Origin of the sequence: Catellatospora bangladeshensis (genome assembly GCF_016862575.1) — a bacterium.
Classification (GTDB): domain Bacteria; phylum Actinomycetota; class Actinomycetes; order Mycobacteriales; family Micromonosporaceae; genus Catellatospora; species Catellatospora bangladeshensis.
In genome coordinates this window covers 47,348-61,378 of the sequence record NZ_BONF01000056.1, presented here as the reverse complement: position 1 = coordinate 61,378, position 14,031 = coordinate 47,348, and the positions used below count along the sequence as shown (strand labels likewise).

Annotated in this window: 9 protein-coding genes; 5 read left to right on the top strand and 4 right to left on the bottom strand. The window is 74.2% G+C overall.

Translation table 11 applies throughout. The features are described 5' to 3' along the window. Positions 1-123: 123 nt before the first annotated feature. Both Cba03nite_RS36640 and Cba03nite_RS36635 read right to left on the bottom strand, forming a co-directional pair. Positions 124-1,179 carry a LacI family DNA-binding transcriptional regulator gene (locus Cba03nite_RS36640; RefSeq protein ID WP_203756687.1) on the bottom strand — a complete coding sequence of 352 codons (1,056 nt, stop codon included), beginning with the start codon at positions 1,177-1,179 and terminating at the stop codon, positions 124-126. 255 nt (positions 1,180-1,434) lie between these two features. Then, the gene (locus Cba03nite_RS36635) at positions 1,435-1,974 is read right to left on the bottom strand and encodes a GNAT family N-acetyltransferase (RefSeq protein WP_203756686.1); all 540 of its coding nucleotides are present in this window, start codon (positions 1,972-1,974) and stop codon (positions 1,435-1,437) included. A 46-nt stretch (positions 1,975-2,020) separates the two neighbouring features. Between Cba03nite_RS36635 and Cba03nite_RS36630 the strand changes: the two genes are divergently transcribed. The 5 genes from Cba03nite_RS36630 to Cba03nite_RS36610 all read left to right on the top strand — a co-directional run bounded on the left by Cba03nite_RS36630 (position 2,021) and on the right by Cba03nite_RS36610 (position 10,561). Next, positions 2,021-2,623 carry a TetR/AcrR family transcriptional regulator gene (locus tag Cba03nite_RS36630; RefSeq protein ID WP_203756684.1) on the top strand — a complete coding sequence of 201 codons (603 nt, stop codon included), beginning with the start codon at positions 2,021-2,023 and terminating at the stop codon, positions 2,621-2,623. Positions 2,624-2,732: 109 nt separating this feature from the next. Beyond that, a complete protein-coding gene (locus tag Cba03nite_RS36625; RefSeq protein WP_203756683.1) occupies positions 2,733-7,613 on the top strand; it encodes a diguanylate cyclase in 4,881 nt (1,626 codons plus the stop codon). Between the two features lie 221 nt (positions 7,614-7,834). Continuing rightward, on the top strand, positions 7,835-9,004 hold the full coding sequence (locus tag Cba03nite_RS36620) for a pyridoxal phosphate-dependent aminotransferase (RefSeq protein ID WP_239126288.1): 1,170 nt from the start codon (positions 7,835-7,837) through the stop codon (positions 9,002-9,004). A gap of 1 nt (position 9,005) precedes the next feature. Next, a complete protein-coding gene (locus Cba03nite_RS36615; protein ID WP_203756682.1) occupies positions 9,006-9,488 on the top strand; it encodes a hypothetical protein in 483 nt (160 codons plus the stop codon). Between the two features lie 107 nt (positions 9,489-9,595). After that, positions 9,596-10,561, top strand: coding sequence for an ABC transporter permease (locus Cba03nite_RS36610; RefSeq protein WP_203756680.1), 966 nt, complete (start codon positions 9,596-9,598; stop codon positions 10,559-10,561). 146 nt (positions 10,562-10,707) lie between these two features. On the opposite strand, the gene Cba03nite_RS36605 is transcribed toward Cba03nite_RS36610, so the two are convergent. Both Cba03nite_RS36605 and Cba03nite_RS36600 read right to left on the bottom strand, forming a co-directional pair. Continuing rightward, positions 10,708-11,142 (bottom strand): roadblock/LC7 domain-containing protein, encoded by a 435-nt coding sequence (locus tag Cba03nite_RS36605; RefSeq protein WP_244871201.1) that lies wholly within the window; start codon positions 11,140-11,142, stop codon positions 10,708-10,710. A 3-nt stretch (positions 11,143-11,145) separates the two neighbouring features. Further along, positions 11,146-14,022, bottom strand: coding sequence for a sensor histidine kinase (locus tag Cba03nite_RS36600; protein WP_203756679.1), 2,877 nt, complete (start codon positions 14,020-14,022; stop codon positions 11,146-11,148). Positions 14,023-14,031 lie beyond the last annotated feature (9 nt).

Here is a 14,031-nt window from a genome sequence, read left to right as displayed (position 1 = left end):
GCAGAGGGTGGCGCGGCAGACCGCGGGCGCGGCAGAGGGTGGCGCGGCAGACCGCGGGCGCGGCAGAGGGTGGCGCGGCAGACCGCGGGAGAGGGTGGCGGGGAGGGGGTGGGGTGGGGTGGGTTAGGTGGATTGGCGGCGGATCAGGCGGGGGTGGAAGATCACGGAGCGGGGCTTGGCGTCGGATTTGCCGATGCGGGCCAGCAGGAGGCGGGCCATTTCGGCGGCCATCTCCTCCAGGGGCTGGTGGATCGTGGTGAGCTGGGGGCGGCACTGGAGGGCGGCGATGCTGTCGTCGAAGCCGACCACCGCGACGTCGTCGGGCACCTTCTTGCCGAGGTCGCGCAGGGCCTGGAGGGCGCCCTCGGCCATCAGGTCGTTCGCGACGAACAGGGCGTCGATCTCGGGGTGTGCGGCGAACAGCTCACGGGCGGCGTTCTCGCCGCTGGCGCGGGTGAAGTTGCCCGCGGCCGACGGCACGTACGCGTGCCCGTGCACGGCGAGCGCCGCCCGGAAACCGGCCAGCCGGTCCTGGCTGGACGGCATGTCCAGCGGGCCCGAGATGGTGGCCAGGTGGTGGCGGCCGACGGCGAGCAGGTGCTCGGCGGCGAGCTTGGCGCCGACCTGCTGCTCGACGTCGACGTAGCTCATCGGCAGGGGTTTGGCGGGGCGGGCCGACAGCACAGCCGGGATGCCCAGGTCGCAGAGCATCTGCGGGAGCGGGTCGGCGGCGCTGCTGGAGATGAGCAGGACCCCGTCGACGTGGCCCTGCCGCAGGTAGCGCAGCACGTGGTGGTGGGCCGGGGACTCGGCGGGCATGATCACCAGGTGGATGCCCTCGGGGCGCAGCACCTCCAGCGCCCCGGCGGTGATGCGGCCGAGGAACGGGTCGGTGAAGATCCGGTTCAGGAAGGGCTCGTCGGACTCGTTGCGGTCGTCCGGCTCGGACACGACCAGCGCCACGGAGTCGGTGCGCCGGGTGACCAGGGAACGCGCGGCGAGGTTGGGCACGTAGCCCGTGGCGTCGATGGCGCGCTGAACCAGTTCACGCAGCTCGGGATCGACGGTGGAGACCCCGTTGATGACGCGCGAGACGGTCGACCGGGACACCCCTGCCCATTCCGCGACCTGTTCCAGCGTCGGGGACCGCTGGCCGTCATGGGGTCGAGTGCTCGTCATGACATCCTTTATAGCAGGTATTCCGGGGAGCGCTCTCTCCAAGGTCGTCTTTATTTTCCACGCAGGTCAGGACGGAAATCAAGGCACACGCATTGGGCTGGACTGAACCGGTTGACCTAGATCAACCGAAATCCGCCGGCGATCCGCCATTCGGGAAATGCGTTTCCGATCATCGAAGGCCCTTGCCGGGACGGTCGCCGAATGATGAAGGGGCGGTGTCCGGCCGGACCGGACACCGCCCCTTCGCTCAGGAGGTCACCCGCGTGGCGCGCCGACCGCGGAACGCATGGTGACCAGGGGGCCGTCGTACTCCCACGACGGGTCGAGGGCGCCGTCGGCGGCGAGGCGGCGCAGCATGCGCAGGGCGGGCTGGTTGAGCGACAGCACGTGCGCGACCACCCCGCCGTGCCCGAGCGCGGGAGCCAGCACGGTCAGCCGGCGGGCGAGCTCGGTGCCGAGGCCGCACCGCTGCCAGGCGTCGGCCACCAGGAACGCGATCTCCCCGCAGCCGTCGCCGGTGTGGAACAGCTGACCCATGGCCACCGCCCGGCCGTCGTCGGCGCCGCCCACCACGGTGGCGAGCAGCGTGTGCCCGGCCTCCGGCGCCAGCGTGCGGGCGATCCGGGCCGGGGACGGCGCACCGGCGCCGGAGGTGTAGCGGCGGCGCAGGCTCTCCGGCGAGCAGCGCGCGTGCAGGTCCAGCACCTGGGCCAGGTCGGTCTCGTCCGCCCCGCGAAAGACGATCTCGACCGCAGTGGCTCCCGAGCTGAGCTGCCGTTCTATGTCGAGCATCATAATCAAAGGGTGCGCTATGATGGCCGTCATAGTCAAGGGGACGGGCATGACGACCGATACGCGGGACAAGATGGTGCGCACCGCCGCGCTGCTGCTGGCCGAGCGCGGCTACGCCGCGACGTCCTTCCAGGACGTCATCGCCCGGTCCGGGGCGCCGCGCGGCTCCATCTACCATCACTTCCCCGGCGGCAAGGAGCAGCTCGCGGCCGAGGCGCTGCGCTGGTACGCCGGGCGCAACCGGGTCCAGGTCGGCGGCGACGCGCCGGGCGGCCGGGCGCTGGACGCCGTCGCCGGCTACTTCGCCGCGATGGCGAGCTGGCTGCGCAAGACGGACTTCAAGGGCGGCTGCCCGATCGCCGGGGTGGCCCTGGACGTGGGTCCGGACGAGCCGCTGCACGCGGTGGTCGCCGCGGCCTTCGCCGACTGGCGCGGCGTGCTGGAGCACGCGTTCCAGGCCGAGGGCTGCGCGCCCGGCACGGCGCGGGCGCTGGGTGCGCTGGTGATCGCCGCCGCGGAGGGCGCGCTGCTGCTCGCCCGCGCCGAGCGGGATCTCACGGCCTACCAGGACGTCGCCGCCGAGGTGCTCTGGCACCTGCGCACCACGCTGGCCGCCGCCGCGGGCGAGCCCGCCGCCAGCGCCGTCCGCTGACCCGCCGCGCTGCGCCTTCGGGATACCGACAAAAGGGTTATTCTGGGTGCCGAACACTTTTCATCTTCGTATCGACGGGCGGCGGCCTTGACGGATTCCGGGGCGGACGATGGGCACGAGCGGCGGCAGTCCCGCAGGAGACCCACTGCCCGCGGGCACCCGGCGTGAGCTGCTGACCACCAGACAGCGATATCGGGTGACCCGGCTGTTCCTCCCGGACGGCCGGACGGTGGTGCTGAAGGAGCCGCTGGGCGCCGACGCGGTCCGGCGGGCCCGGCACGAGACGGCCATCCTGCGCCGGCTCCGCGGTGCCGAAGGCGTGGTGCAGCTCGCCTCGGGGCCGGCCGTGTCCGGCGCGGTGGTCATGGAGGACATCGGCGACGTCACACTGGACCGCCGGCCGATGCCGCTGCCCCTGCCGGACGTCGTCGCGATCGGTTTCGACCTGGCTCGGGCGCTGGCGGGTATACACGCCCGGCACGTGATACACCGCGACGTCTGCCCGGCCAACGCGGTGCAGACCGCCCGCGGCCGGGTGTGCCTGGTCGACTTCGAGCTGGCCACCACGTTCGCCGAGATCCGGCCGGAGTTCGTGCACCACAACGAGATCGTGGGCACGCTGCCCTACCTCGCGCCGGAGCAGACCGGCCGCACCGGGCGCCCCGTCGACCAGCGCGCCGACCTGTACGCGCTCGGCGCCACCCTGTACGAGCTGGCCACGGGCGAGCCGCCGTTCGGCACCGGCGACCCGCTGCGGCTGTCGCACGCCCACCTCGCCCGGATGCCGGAGCCGCCCGCCGAGGTCAACCCGGACGTGCCGCAGGCCCTCTCCGACGTGATCATGCACCTGCTGGAGAAGGAGCCCGACAAGCGCTACCAGACCGCCGACGGGCTCGCGTACGACCTCGGCCTGCTGCGCGACGCCGCCCCGGGCACGCGGGTCACGCTGCGCGTGGGCGCCAACGACGTGCCGATGCGGCTGCTCCCCCGCTCCCGCATCGTCGGGCGCGACGCCGAGATCAGCGCGCTGGACGCGGCGTTCGCCGACGCGATGACCGGCCTCAGCCACGGCGTGCTGATCAGCGGCCCGGCCGGGGTGGGCAAGACGTCGCTGATCGACGAGCTGCGCCCGATCGCGTCGAGCAGCGGCGGCTGGTTCGTGTCCGGCAAGTACGACCAGCATCGGCGCGACCTGGAGTTCGACGGCGCCCGGCAGGCCATCCGCGCGGTGGGGCGGCTGCTGCTGGCCGAGCCGGAGGACGAGGTGGCCGAGGTCCGCGCCCGGCTGCTGCACGCGCTCGGCCGCAACGCCGGGCTGCTGGCCGCGGTGCAGCCGGAATTCGGGGTGCTGATGGGCGTGGCGCCGGACGCGTCGATCGGCGACAGCCTCTTCGCACAGGCCCGGATGCAGCGCATCGGGGTGGACGTGCTCGCCGCGGTGGCCTCGCCGAAGCGGCCGATCGTCATGTTCATCGACGACCTGCAGTGGGCGTCGCGCACCCCGCTCGGCTTCCTCGACATGCTCGTGTCCGAAGGGCCCCCCGAGGGACTGCTGCTGGTCATGGCGTATCGGGACGACGAGGTCGACGCGACGCACCCGCTCACCGCGATGATCACGCGGTGGCGGCAGCAGGGGGTGGACCCGGAGCGGCTGCGGCTGGGCAACCTGCCCGCCGAGAGCACCACCGAGCTGGTCGGCGACCTGCTGCAACTGGACCCGGCGGACGCCGCGGAGCTGGCCGAGCCCGTGGCCCAGCGCACCCACGGCAACCCGTACGACACCGTCGAGCTGATCAACTCGCTGCGCCGGGACCGGGTGCTCACCCTCGGCCCCGACGGCTGGGACTGGGAATCGGCCGAGCTGTCGCGCCACCTGCGCCAGGCCGACATCGCGGACATGTGGACCACGCGCCTGCGCGCCCTGCCGACCGACACCCGGCTGCTGGTGGAGATCATGGCGTGCCTGGGCGGGCGGGCGGGCCTGGAGCTGCTCCAGGTGGCCGCCGGGCGCCCGGCCGGCGAGATCGAGGAACGGCTGGTGCCCGCCCTGGACGACGGGCTGCTCGTGCTGGAGTCCGGCGAGGGCGGGGAGGCGGTGCGCTTCCGGCACGACCGCATACACCAGGCGATCCTGGACCGGATGGTGCCCACCGCTAAGGCCGCGCTGCAGCTCGGGCTGGCCCGGCGGCTGGCCGTGCACCCCGACCTGGCGGAGGTCGCGGCGCACCAGTACTACGCGGTCGCGGGGCTGGTCCGCGACCCGGCGGAGCGGCGGCGCGTCAGCGGCCTGCTCGCCCACGCCGCCGACCAGGCGCTGGTGGTCAGCAACCACGCCAGCGCCGAGCGCTACCTCGCGGTGGCCGTCGAGTTCGCCGACCCCGCCGACACGGCGGCCCGGTGCCGGCTGCTGACGATGCGCCACAGCTCGCTGTACAGTCTCGGCCGGCTCGACGAGGCCGATGAGGTCTACCGCACCCTGGAGGGGCTGTGCGAGCGCCCGGCCGACCGTGCCGAGGCGACGCTCGCGCAGGTCAACGGGCTGACCAACCAGGGCAGGCCCGCCGAGGCGGTCGCCCTCGGCCTCGGCATGCTCGGCCACCTCGGCTTCCCCGCGCCCGCGCCGGAGCGGATCGACGCCGAGATCGACGAGGGGCTGGCCCTGCTGGCCCGCTGGCTCGACGCGGGCGACGTCGGCGCCGACCTGGCCCGGCCGGAGATCACCGACCCCGACCTGCTGGCCACCGCGGCCCTGCTGAACCGGATGATGGCTCCGGCCTTCTTCAGCAACCAAGCCGTGCTGGCCTGGCTCACCCTGCAGGCGCTGCGGATGTGGATCACTCATGGTCCGATCCCGACCCTGGTCGGGCCGGTCGCCCACATCACCTTCGTCACCGTCGGACGGCGGCAGGACTTCCGCACCGGCTACCGGGCCATGCTGCGCTTCCTGACGGTCGGCGAGGCGCGCGGCTACGAGCCCGACACCTCCCAGGCCCGCTTCCTGTACGCGCTCAGCACCGCCCACTGGTGGGAGCCGCTGGAGGACGACGTGCGCCAGGCGCAGCTCGCTCGCGAGGGCCTGCTGCACGGCGGCGACCTGCAGAAGGCCTGCCATACCTACTACGTCACCGTGTACGAGATGCTCGACTACGCCCCCACCCTGGACAGCTACCTGACCGAGGTCGACGCGGGGCTGGCCTTCGCCCTGCGCACCGGCAACGAGCAGTCGACCCACGTCTACCAGCCCTACCGGCGGCTGGCCGCGATGCTGCGCGGCGAGCCCGTGGACGACGCCGACGCGCTGCCCGACGGGCTGTCGGCCAACCCGGTCGCGGTGTTCAACGTGCACATCACCCGGGCCCTGACCGCCGCGCTGCTCGACGACATGCCCACCCTGCACCGCCATGTCACCACGGCGGCCGAGATGCTGCCGGTCAACCCGGCGACCTACCCGGTGGCGCTGACCCACCTGCTGCGCGGGCTCGACCTGGCCGAGCAGGCCCGCGCCCTGCCCGCGGCCGAGCGCGGCCCGCACCTGTCCGAGCTGGACGCCGAGGTCGGCTGGCTGGCGGCACGGGCCGCGGACGCGCCGTACAACTTCGCGCACCTGCTGCTGCTGGTGCAGGCCGAACGGGCCTGGGCCGGCGGTGACTTCCAGGCCGCCGCGCAGGCCTACGACGCCGCGCAGCGCGAGGCGGCCGTCCGGCACCGGCCTTGGCACCGCGCGCTGCTGCTGGAACGGGCCGCCCGGTTCTACCTCGCGCACGACATGCAGGCCGCCGGGCACAACGTGCTGGCCGCCGCGCGGCACGCCTACCACGCCTGGGGCGCCACCGCGAAGGTCGACCAGCTCGACCGCGTGCACCCGGCCCGCGCGGCGCTGACCGCCCTGCGCGCCGCCGGGCCGGAGGCGCCCGCCGACAGCGCCCCGGCCCCGATCCTCACCAGCACCATCGACCTGCTGGCCATCCTCGCCGCGTCGCAGGCGCTCAGCTCGCAGACCACGTTCGACGGCGTACGCGGCCGGGTCGTCGAGGTGCTCAGCGACATGACCGGCGCCACCGCCGTGCACCTGCTGCTCTGGGACGACGACCAGCAGCGCTGGTCGGTGCCGCACGAGCCGCAGCCGGACGGGCGGCCCGCGGTGCCCGCCGCGGCCATCCGCTACGTCGAGCGCACCCGCGAGCCGCTGGTGGTCGGCGACGCCACCCGCGACGACCGGTTCGCCCGCGACCCGTACTTCGCCGAGCTGGACTGCTGCTCGCTGCTGGTGGTGCCGATCCTGCACCGGGGCGAGTGGCAGGCGCTGCTGGTGCTGGAGAACCACCTGATCCGCGAGGCGTTCTCGACCGAGCGCCTCGACGCGGTGATGCTCATCGCCGGGCAGCTCGCGGTGTCGCTGGACAACGCCACCGTGTACGCCTCCCTGGAGCGCAAGGTGGCCCAGCGCACCGAGGAGCTGACCGCCGCCAACCGGCGGCTGGAGCTGCTCAGCACCACCGACGCGCTGACCGGCCTGGCCAACCGGCGCCGGCTGGAGGAGATGCTGCGGGAGGAGTGGACGCGGGCCCGGCGCACCGGCCGCCCGATCGCGCTGGCGATGGTCGACATCGACCACTTCAAGCTCTACAACGACCACTACGGCCACCCCACCGGCGACGACTGCCTGCAGCGGGTGGCCGCCGAGCTGACCCGCAACCTGCGCACGGGCGACCTGGTCGCCCGCTACGGCGGCGAGGAGTTCGCCGTGGTCATGCCGGGCCTGGACGTCGCCTCCGCCACCCGGACGGCCGAGCGGCTGCGCGAGGCCGTCGCCGCGCTCGCCGAGCCGCACGTGCTGGCCTGCGCGGGCATCGTGACGGTGAGCATCGGCGTCGCGTCGACCACGCCCAGCGGGCGGCGCGACCCGGAGGAGCTGCTGGAACGCGCCGACATGGAGCTGTACCGCGCCAAACGAGACGGCCGCAACCAGGTCCGGTCCGCCGCCGGCTGAGGCGCGCTCAGCCCGAGGCGTTCGTACACGGGCGACGAGTTCCGCGCCTCCCGCTCGGCGAAGTCGGCGTACCAGGCGGCGAGGTCCATGAAAGACACCATCCCATCCCGTACGGCGGCGCGCTGTCCCCGCCGTAGGGGCTCCGGACGGGTGGGAGAAAAGGGCCACCCGATGTGTTTTGGCGCTGTGCGGGCCGGAGGCGCGAAGGGCAGGATCGAGGGGTGGACGTCTCCCTGACCGCATACCAGGACCTGCACGACGGCGACCGGCCCGGGCGGTTCCCGCCCGCGTCGATGTCGGACCTGGTGGACCGGCCGGTCCGCTACGACCTGGCGGAGAGCACCTGCCCGCCGCTGCGCCTCGGTGAGCTGCTGGGCCCGGACGTGCTGACCCGCCTGCACACCCTGGAGGTCGGCTACGGCACCAGCCAGGGCGACCCGGAGCTGCGCGCGCTCATCGCCGCCGAGACCGGCGTCGCGCCCGGCGAGGTCCTGGTCACCGCGGGCGGCATCACCGCCATGTTCCTGCTCGCGCTGACCGTATGCCGGGCGGGGGACGAGGCGGTCGTCACGACGCCCTGCTTCCCGCCCGCGCGCTCCGTGCTCGACGCCTTGGACTGCCGGGTCACCGCCGTCCCGCTGCGCTTCGGCGCGGGATACCGGCTCGACGTCGACGCGGTGGCCGCCGCGCTCACCCCGGCCACCCGGCTGGTGTCGCTGGCCTCGCCGCAGAACCCGTCCGGGGTGGCCTTCGCCGAGCCGGACCTGCGCCGCCTGCTGGACCGGATGGCCGCGACGGCGCCCCGCGCGGTGCTGCTGCTTGACGAGACGTACCGGCAGACCGCCTACGGCGACATCGCGCCGCCGCCGTCCCTGGGCCGCCTGTCCCCGCGGGTGGTGACCTGCTCCTCGCTGTCGAAGTCGCACGGTGCGCCCGGCATCCGCGTGGGCTGGCTCACCGCCACCGATCCGCAGCTGTACGAGGCGCTGCGGCGGGCCAGGTTCAACACGCAGATCGCCGGGTCCGGGGTGGACGAGCTGCTCGCGATCGAGGTGCTGCGGCGGCAGGAGGAGATCCTGGAGCCCCGCCGGACCATGCTCGCGGCCGCGCTGGAGACGCTGACCGCGTGGGCGGATGCGCACCGCGACAGCGTCGGGTTCGTCCGCCCCGACGGCGGCGCGCTCTGCTGCCTGCGGCTGCGCGACGACCGCTACGACGACCGGGCGGTACGCCGCTTCTACGCCGCGCTCGCCGAGCGGGACACCCGGGTCGCGCCCGGTTCCTGGTTCGGCGAGGACGACCGGGTGTTCCGGCTCGGGTTCGGCCATCTGCCGCTGCCCGCGTTCGGGAACGCGCTGGACCGGCTCGCCGAAGCCCTGTCGGCGGTGTGACGTGCCCCGGATCGGCGTCACCGGCCATACCAACCTGACCGGCCCGACCACGGCGGCGGTGGCCCGCGCCCTGCGCGAGCTGCTCGCCGCGCACCCGGCGGGCTCCCTGGTGGGAGTGTCCTGCCTGGCCGCGGGTGCCGACACCCTCTTCGCCGAGGCCGTGCTCGACCACGGCGGGCGGCTGGAGGTGGTGCTGCCCGCGGCCGACTACCGCGCCCGCAAGGTGCGGCCCGAGCACGCCCCCGCCTTCGACCGGCTGCTCGGGCAGGCCGCCGACGTACGGGTGCTGCCGTTCGCATCGTCGGGGGCGGCGGCGTACGAGGCCGCGAACGAGACCATGCTCGGGTCGTGCGAGCTGCTCGTCGCCGTCTGGGACGGGCGGCCCGCCGCCGACCGGGGCGGCACCGGCGCGGTCGTCACGGCGGCCCGCGCCCGGGGCCTGCCCGTCACCGTCGTCTGGCCCGCCGGGTCCGCACGCGGCTGAAACGAGCCGCGATCGCCTGCGGCGTCCCGATTCCGGGCATCGTGCGCCGCCAGCGCCGCTGTCTATAGTGGACTGGCTCCCGTGCCCCTGCCGACGAAGGGCGAGACATGACCACGACGGATCCGGCGCCGCCCTACGCCGCCCCGCCCCGGCGGCGCACCGCGGGCCTGCTCGCCCATCTCGGCTGGGAGGCGCTGCTGCTCCTGCTCGCCGTCGTCGCGCTGGTCAGCATCCTCGTCCAGGCCGACACCGGCGCGCTGGGCCCCGGCCTGTGGACGAGCATGGCCGCTACGGGCCTGCTCGCCGCCGGGTTCGCGCTGTCCCTGCGCACCGGCACGCCGAACCTCGCCGTCGGCGCACAGGCGGCCCTGGCCGGCGTCGTCTACGCCAAGCTGGCCCAGTCGGACTGGCCCCCGGTGCTCGCCGGGACGACGGCGGTCCTGCTCATGCTCGTGCTCGGGCTGCTCCTCGGCACGCTGACCGGGCTCACCTCGGCGCCCGCGTGGGCCGTCTCGCTCGGCGGCCTCGCCCTGGCCCAGTCGATCGCCATCGGCCTGGCCGAATCCCGCGGCGTGATCCTGCCCGACGGCCCCGACGGCGCCGCGGCCGGCTGGCTGTGGCTGGCGGTGTTCGTGCTCGGCTCGCTCGCCGGCGGTGCCCTGTTCCTCGTGCCCGGCGTGCGGCGCGCGCTCGGCGTCGGCGACGCCGCGCCGGGGTTCCGGCCGTCCCGGCTGCTCGGCGCGCTGGCCGGGTTCGGCGGCTCCAGCGTGCTCGCCGCGCTCAGCGGCATCGTCCTGGTGGGACGCCTCGGCGGGGCCTTCCCCAACAGCGATCGGCTCGTCATCGCCGTGGCGGCCGCGGTGCTCGGCGGGATCAGCGTGTTCACCTTCCGCGGCGGTGTCGCCGGGACGCTGTTCGCGACCGCTTTCCTGGTCCTGGCCGAGAACGCGCTGCGCCTCGCGGAGCTGCCGCTCTGGCTGGTGTTCTCGCTGGTGCCGGCCTTGGCGATCCTCTTCGGGATCCTGATCGGCCTGGCCCTGGACAAGATCGCCGGTCCCGAGCCGCAGCGCTGACCGAGCGGCGGCGACACCCGCCACCGGTCGCCTGCTTACCGCGGGCGAGCAGACGCAGCAGCGTCGACTCGCCCGCGCAGGCCATCACCAGATCTTGTGCACTTCATGTCGCCGGAGCAGCACGAAGTGCACTAGATCTACGGCGGTCAGCCGACCGCTGCCGCCAGCGGCAGGGACAGCTGCAGCTCCGCCCGGACGGCGGGGGTGAGCACCTCGCCCGCCTGCTTGCACAGCTTGGCCATCTCGTAGCCCGCCACACCGACGTCCGAGCCGCTGGCCACCAGCGTCGCCATGCTGGAGCCGTCGCGGATCGGCATCACCAGCAGGAAGCCCCGGCCCAGCTCCACGACGGTCTGGCGCACCTCGTCGCCGTCGAACATGTGCGCCGCCGTCTTCGTCACGCTGACCAGGCTCGCCGTCAGCGCAGCGAACTGGTCGGCGCTGTCGCGGGGCAGCCGGTCCGACACGGCCACGAGCAGGCCGTCGGAGGAGACGACGACGGAGTGCACCACGCCCGCCACCCGCTCGGTGAAACCGCTGATGAGCCAGTTGAAGTCGCGCGCCGCGGCACTGATCGCCATGTCCTAACTCCCTACCTTGCTTACCTTGTCGTTCCCGCCGCCGGACCCGGGAAGGGCCTCGTCGCCCTCCCCAGCCGGATCCGGTGCCGCCCCTTCCGGGGCCTCCTCGGCCTCGGCCCGCCGCAGCCCCTGGTAAAGCTTGGTCAGGGTGCTGCTCACCGACTCCGGGTCGGCCTCGGCCGCCGGCCGGGTCGCGGCCGGGCCCGGCAGGTTCGCCGACCGCCTGCGGATCGGCAGCCCCGCCGCGGTGACCGTCGGCTCCGGCCGCTCCGTTGCGACCGTCCCCGCCTCGGACACATTCCGCCCCGCCCCGCCGGGCGCGTCCGTGTCCAGATCCGTGTCTATCTCATCCGCGACCAGCCGGGCCGCGGTCGTCTTGTTGTCCGCGGCCGTCTGGTCCACGGCCGTCTCGTCCGCGGCTGCCTTGCCCGCGGCCGCATTCTCCGTGGCGGCCTTGTCCGTGGCGGCCTTGTCCTTGGCAGCCATGTCCTTGGCAGCCATGTCCGTGGCGGCCTCGCCCGTCGCGGCCTCGCCCGTCGCGGCCTTTTCTGAGGTCGATCTGGCCGTTGTCGCCTTTTCCGCGGCCGAGCGGTCGGCAGTCTTGTCCGCGGCGGAGCCGACCGCAGCCGGCACCCCCGTGTCCGATGCCGCCTCCGTCTCCTCGGACTCCTCTGCCGCGGCGAGCCGGGCGGCGATCAGCCCGGCCACGGACAGCCCGGTCCGGGACGGCTCAGCCGGGGCCGGCGTTGCGGCAGCCGACGGCGCGGCAGCCGGAGTCACGGCGTCGGGCGACCACCAGATGCTCGGCGCGGGCCGGTCGGCGGTGAGGACGTCCTCAGCACGCGTCGGCACCATGCGGCGCATCGTCGGCGGGACCGTGCCGGCCTCGCCGCCGTCGCGCTGCGGGGTGGGCGCCTCGGCCGGCGCGGGCACGATCAGGTCGGCGGGGATGTTCACGCTGACGGTGACGCCCCGGGTGCCGGAGTCGAGGTGGACGCTGATCCGGTGCCGGTGCGCCAGGTGCCCGACCACGACCAGGCCCATCCGCTCGGCGGCCGAGATGTCGATGCTGACCGGCACGGACACCTGGTCGTTGGCCTCGGCCAGCGTCTGGGCGGACATGCCGATGCCCTCGTCGGTGATCGTCAGCTCGGCCGAGCCGTCGGCCATGGCGTGCCCGCGCAGGCGGACCAGCGTCTTCGGCGACGAGAAGGACAGGCCGTTCTCCAGCAGCTCGGCGAGCAGGTTCACCACGTCGGCGACCGCGTGGCCCACCACGTACACGTTGCCGTCGAGCTGGTGGCGGACCCGCTCGTAGTGCTCGACCTCGGCGGCGGCCGCGAGCACGATCGTGTTCAGGTCCTTGGGCTCGTTCCAGCGCCGGCTGGTGTCGCCGCCGGCGAGCACGAGCAGGTTCTCGTCGTTGCGGCGCAGGCGGGCGGCGAGGTGGTCGAGCCGGAACAGGCTGGCCAGCTTGTCCGGGTCCACCTCGGACGACTCCATCGAGTCGAGCAGGCTGAGCTGCCGCTCCACCAGGCTCTGGCTGCGCAGGGCGAGCTTGATGAAGATCTCGTTGACATTGCGCCGCATCACGGCCTGCTCGGCGGCCAGCCGTACGGCGCTGCGGTGCACGGCGGTGAACGCGTCGGCGACCTCGGCGACCTCGTCGCGGGAGTCGACCCGGATCGGCTCGACCCGCAGCGGCGGCGCGGTGGTGGGCGAGCGGCGCAGCTGCGCGATCACCCGGGGCAGCCGGATGTCGGCCACGATGAGCGCCTGCTCGCGCAGCGAGCGCAGCGTGCCGGCCATGTTGCGGCCGATGGCCACGGAGGTGAGCAGCGCGGCGAGCAGCAGCCCGGCGGTGGTGAGCGAGCGCAGCGCGGTGGTGCGCCACTGGGCGCCGCTGGCGTCGTCGACCGCCTCGACGGCGGTGCGCAGCAGCTGCTGCTCCAGGTGGCGCATCAGCTGCAGCTCGGTGGTGCTGGCCGCCCACCACTGCTGGGGCTCGACGCCGTGCTCCTCGGTGCTCTCGCCGACGATGGCGCGTTCGAGCCGGTCGGCGTTGCGTACGGCCTGGCCGGCGACGGTGTCGTCCAGCTCGGCGACCTGCTCCGGAGCGGCCTCGGTGCGGAAGCGCTGCACGGCGGTCTGCCGCTGCGCGCGCAGGTCGGCGACCTGCCCGAAGGTCCCGGGCTCGAACGGCGCCCCGTACGTCATCAGGTAGAGCTGGCCGCGCACCTGGGAGGCCAGCTCTTTGGCACGGGCCAGGTCGCTGACGCCGCGCAGGAACCGGCCGAGCTCGGTGTCGCCCTCGACGTCGACCGGGCGCGGCAGCAGTTCGTGCAGGTCGGCGACGGTGCCGGTGTACATGTCGAAGACGGCCTGGGTGCGCAGCCAGCCCTGCGCGACACCGGCCCGCACCTGCGCCAGCTGGGCCAGTCGCGTCTCCACCCGCTGGAACGCCGTGGCGAGCGCGGGATCGCCGAGCAGCGGCCGGGCCGCGGCGCGCAGCCGCTCGGCGGCCCGGTCGACGGCGGTGCGGTCGGGTGCCAGCGCGCCGACGTCGCGGCGGCCCGGGGACGCGCCGGGCGCGGCGAGCGAGGCCAGCATGCCGACCGTGTGGTCGCGTTCCCGCTGCAGCTCGTGGACCAGGTCGGTGACCTCGACGCCCATCGCCACCTGGTCGGAGAAGTCGCCCAGGGCCGACGCGGTGCGCACCGACTCGTTGATCTGGAGGCCGGTGACGGCCAGGAAGCCCAGCAGCGGGACGGCGAGCACCGCGACGAGCTTGGTCGGCACCCGCCAGTGCCGGGTGTGCAGCACCGACGGCCGCCGATGGGAACCGGGGGCACGCCGGGAACGAGGGTCTACGGCCGTCACCGGGTCACC

Excerpts from the sequence above, each read along its gene's own strand:
- Cba03nite_RS36640 (WP_203756687.1), bottom strand. The coding sequence starts at position 1,179 with ATGACGAGCACTCGACCCCATGACGGCCAGCGGTCCCCGACGCTGGAA.
- Cba03nite_RS36635 (WP_203756686.1), bottom strand. The coding sequence starts at position 1,974 with ATGATGCTCGACATAGAACGGCAGCTCAGCTCGGGAGCCACTGCGGTC.
- Cba03nite_RS36630 (WP_203756684.1), top strand. The coding sequence starts at position 2,021 with ATGACGACCGATACGCGGGACAAGATGGTGCGCACCGCCGCGCTGCTG.
- Cba03nite_RS36625 (WP_203756683.1), top strand. The coding sequence starts at position 2,733 with ATGGGCACGAGCGGCGGCAGTCCCGCAGGAGACCCACTGCCCGCGGGC.
- Cba03nite_RS36610 (WP_203756680.1), top strand. The coding sequence starts at position 9,596 with ATGACCACGACGGATCCGGCGCCGCCCTACGCCGCCCCGCCCCGGCGG.
- Cba03nite_RS36605 (WP_244871201.1), bottom strand. The coding sequence starts at position 11,142 with ATGGCGATCAGTGCCGCGGCGCGCGACTTCAACTGGCTCATCAGCGGT.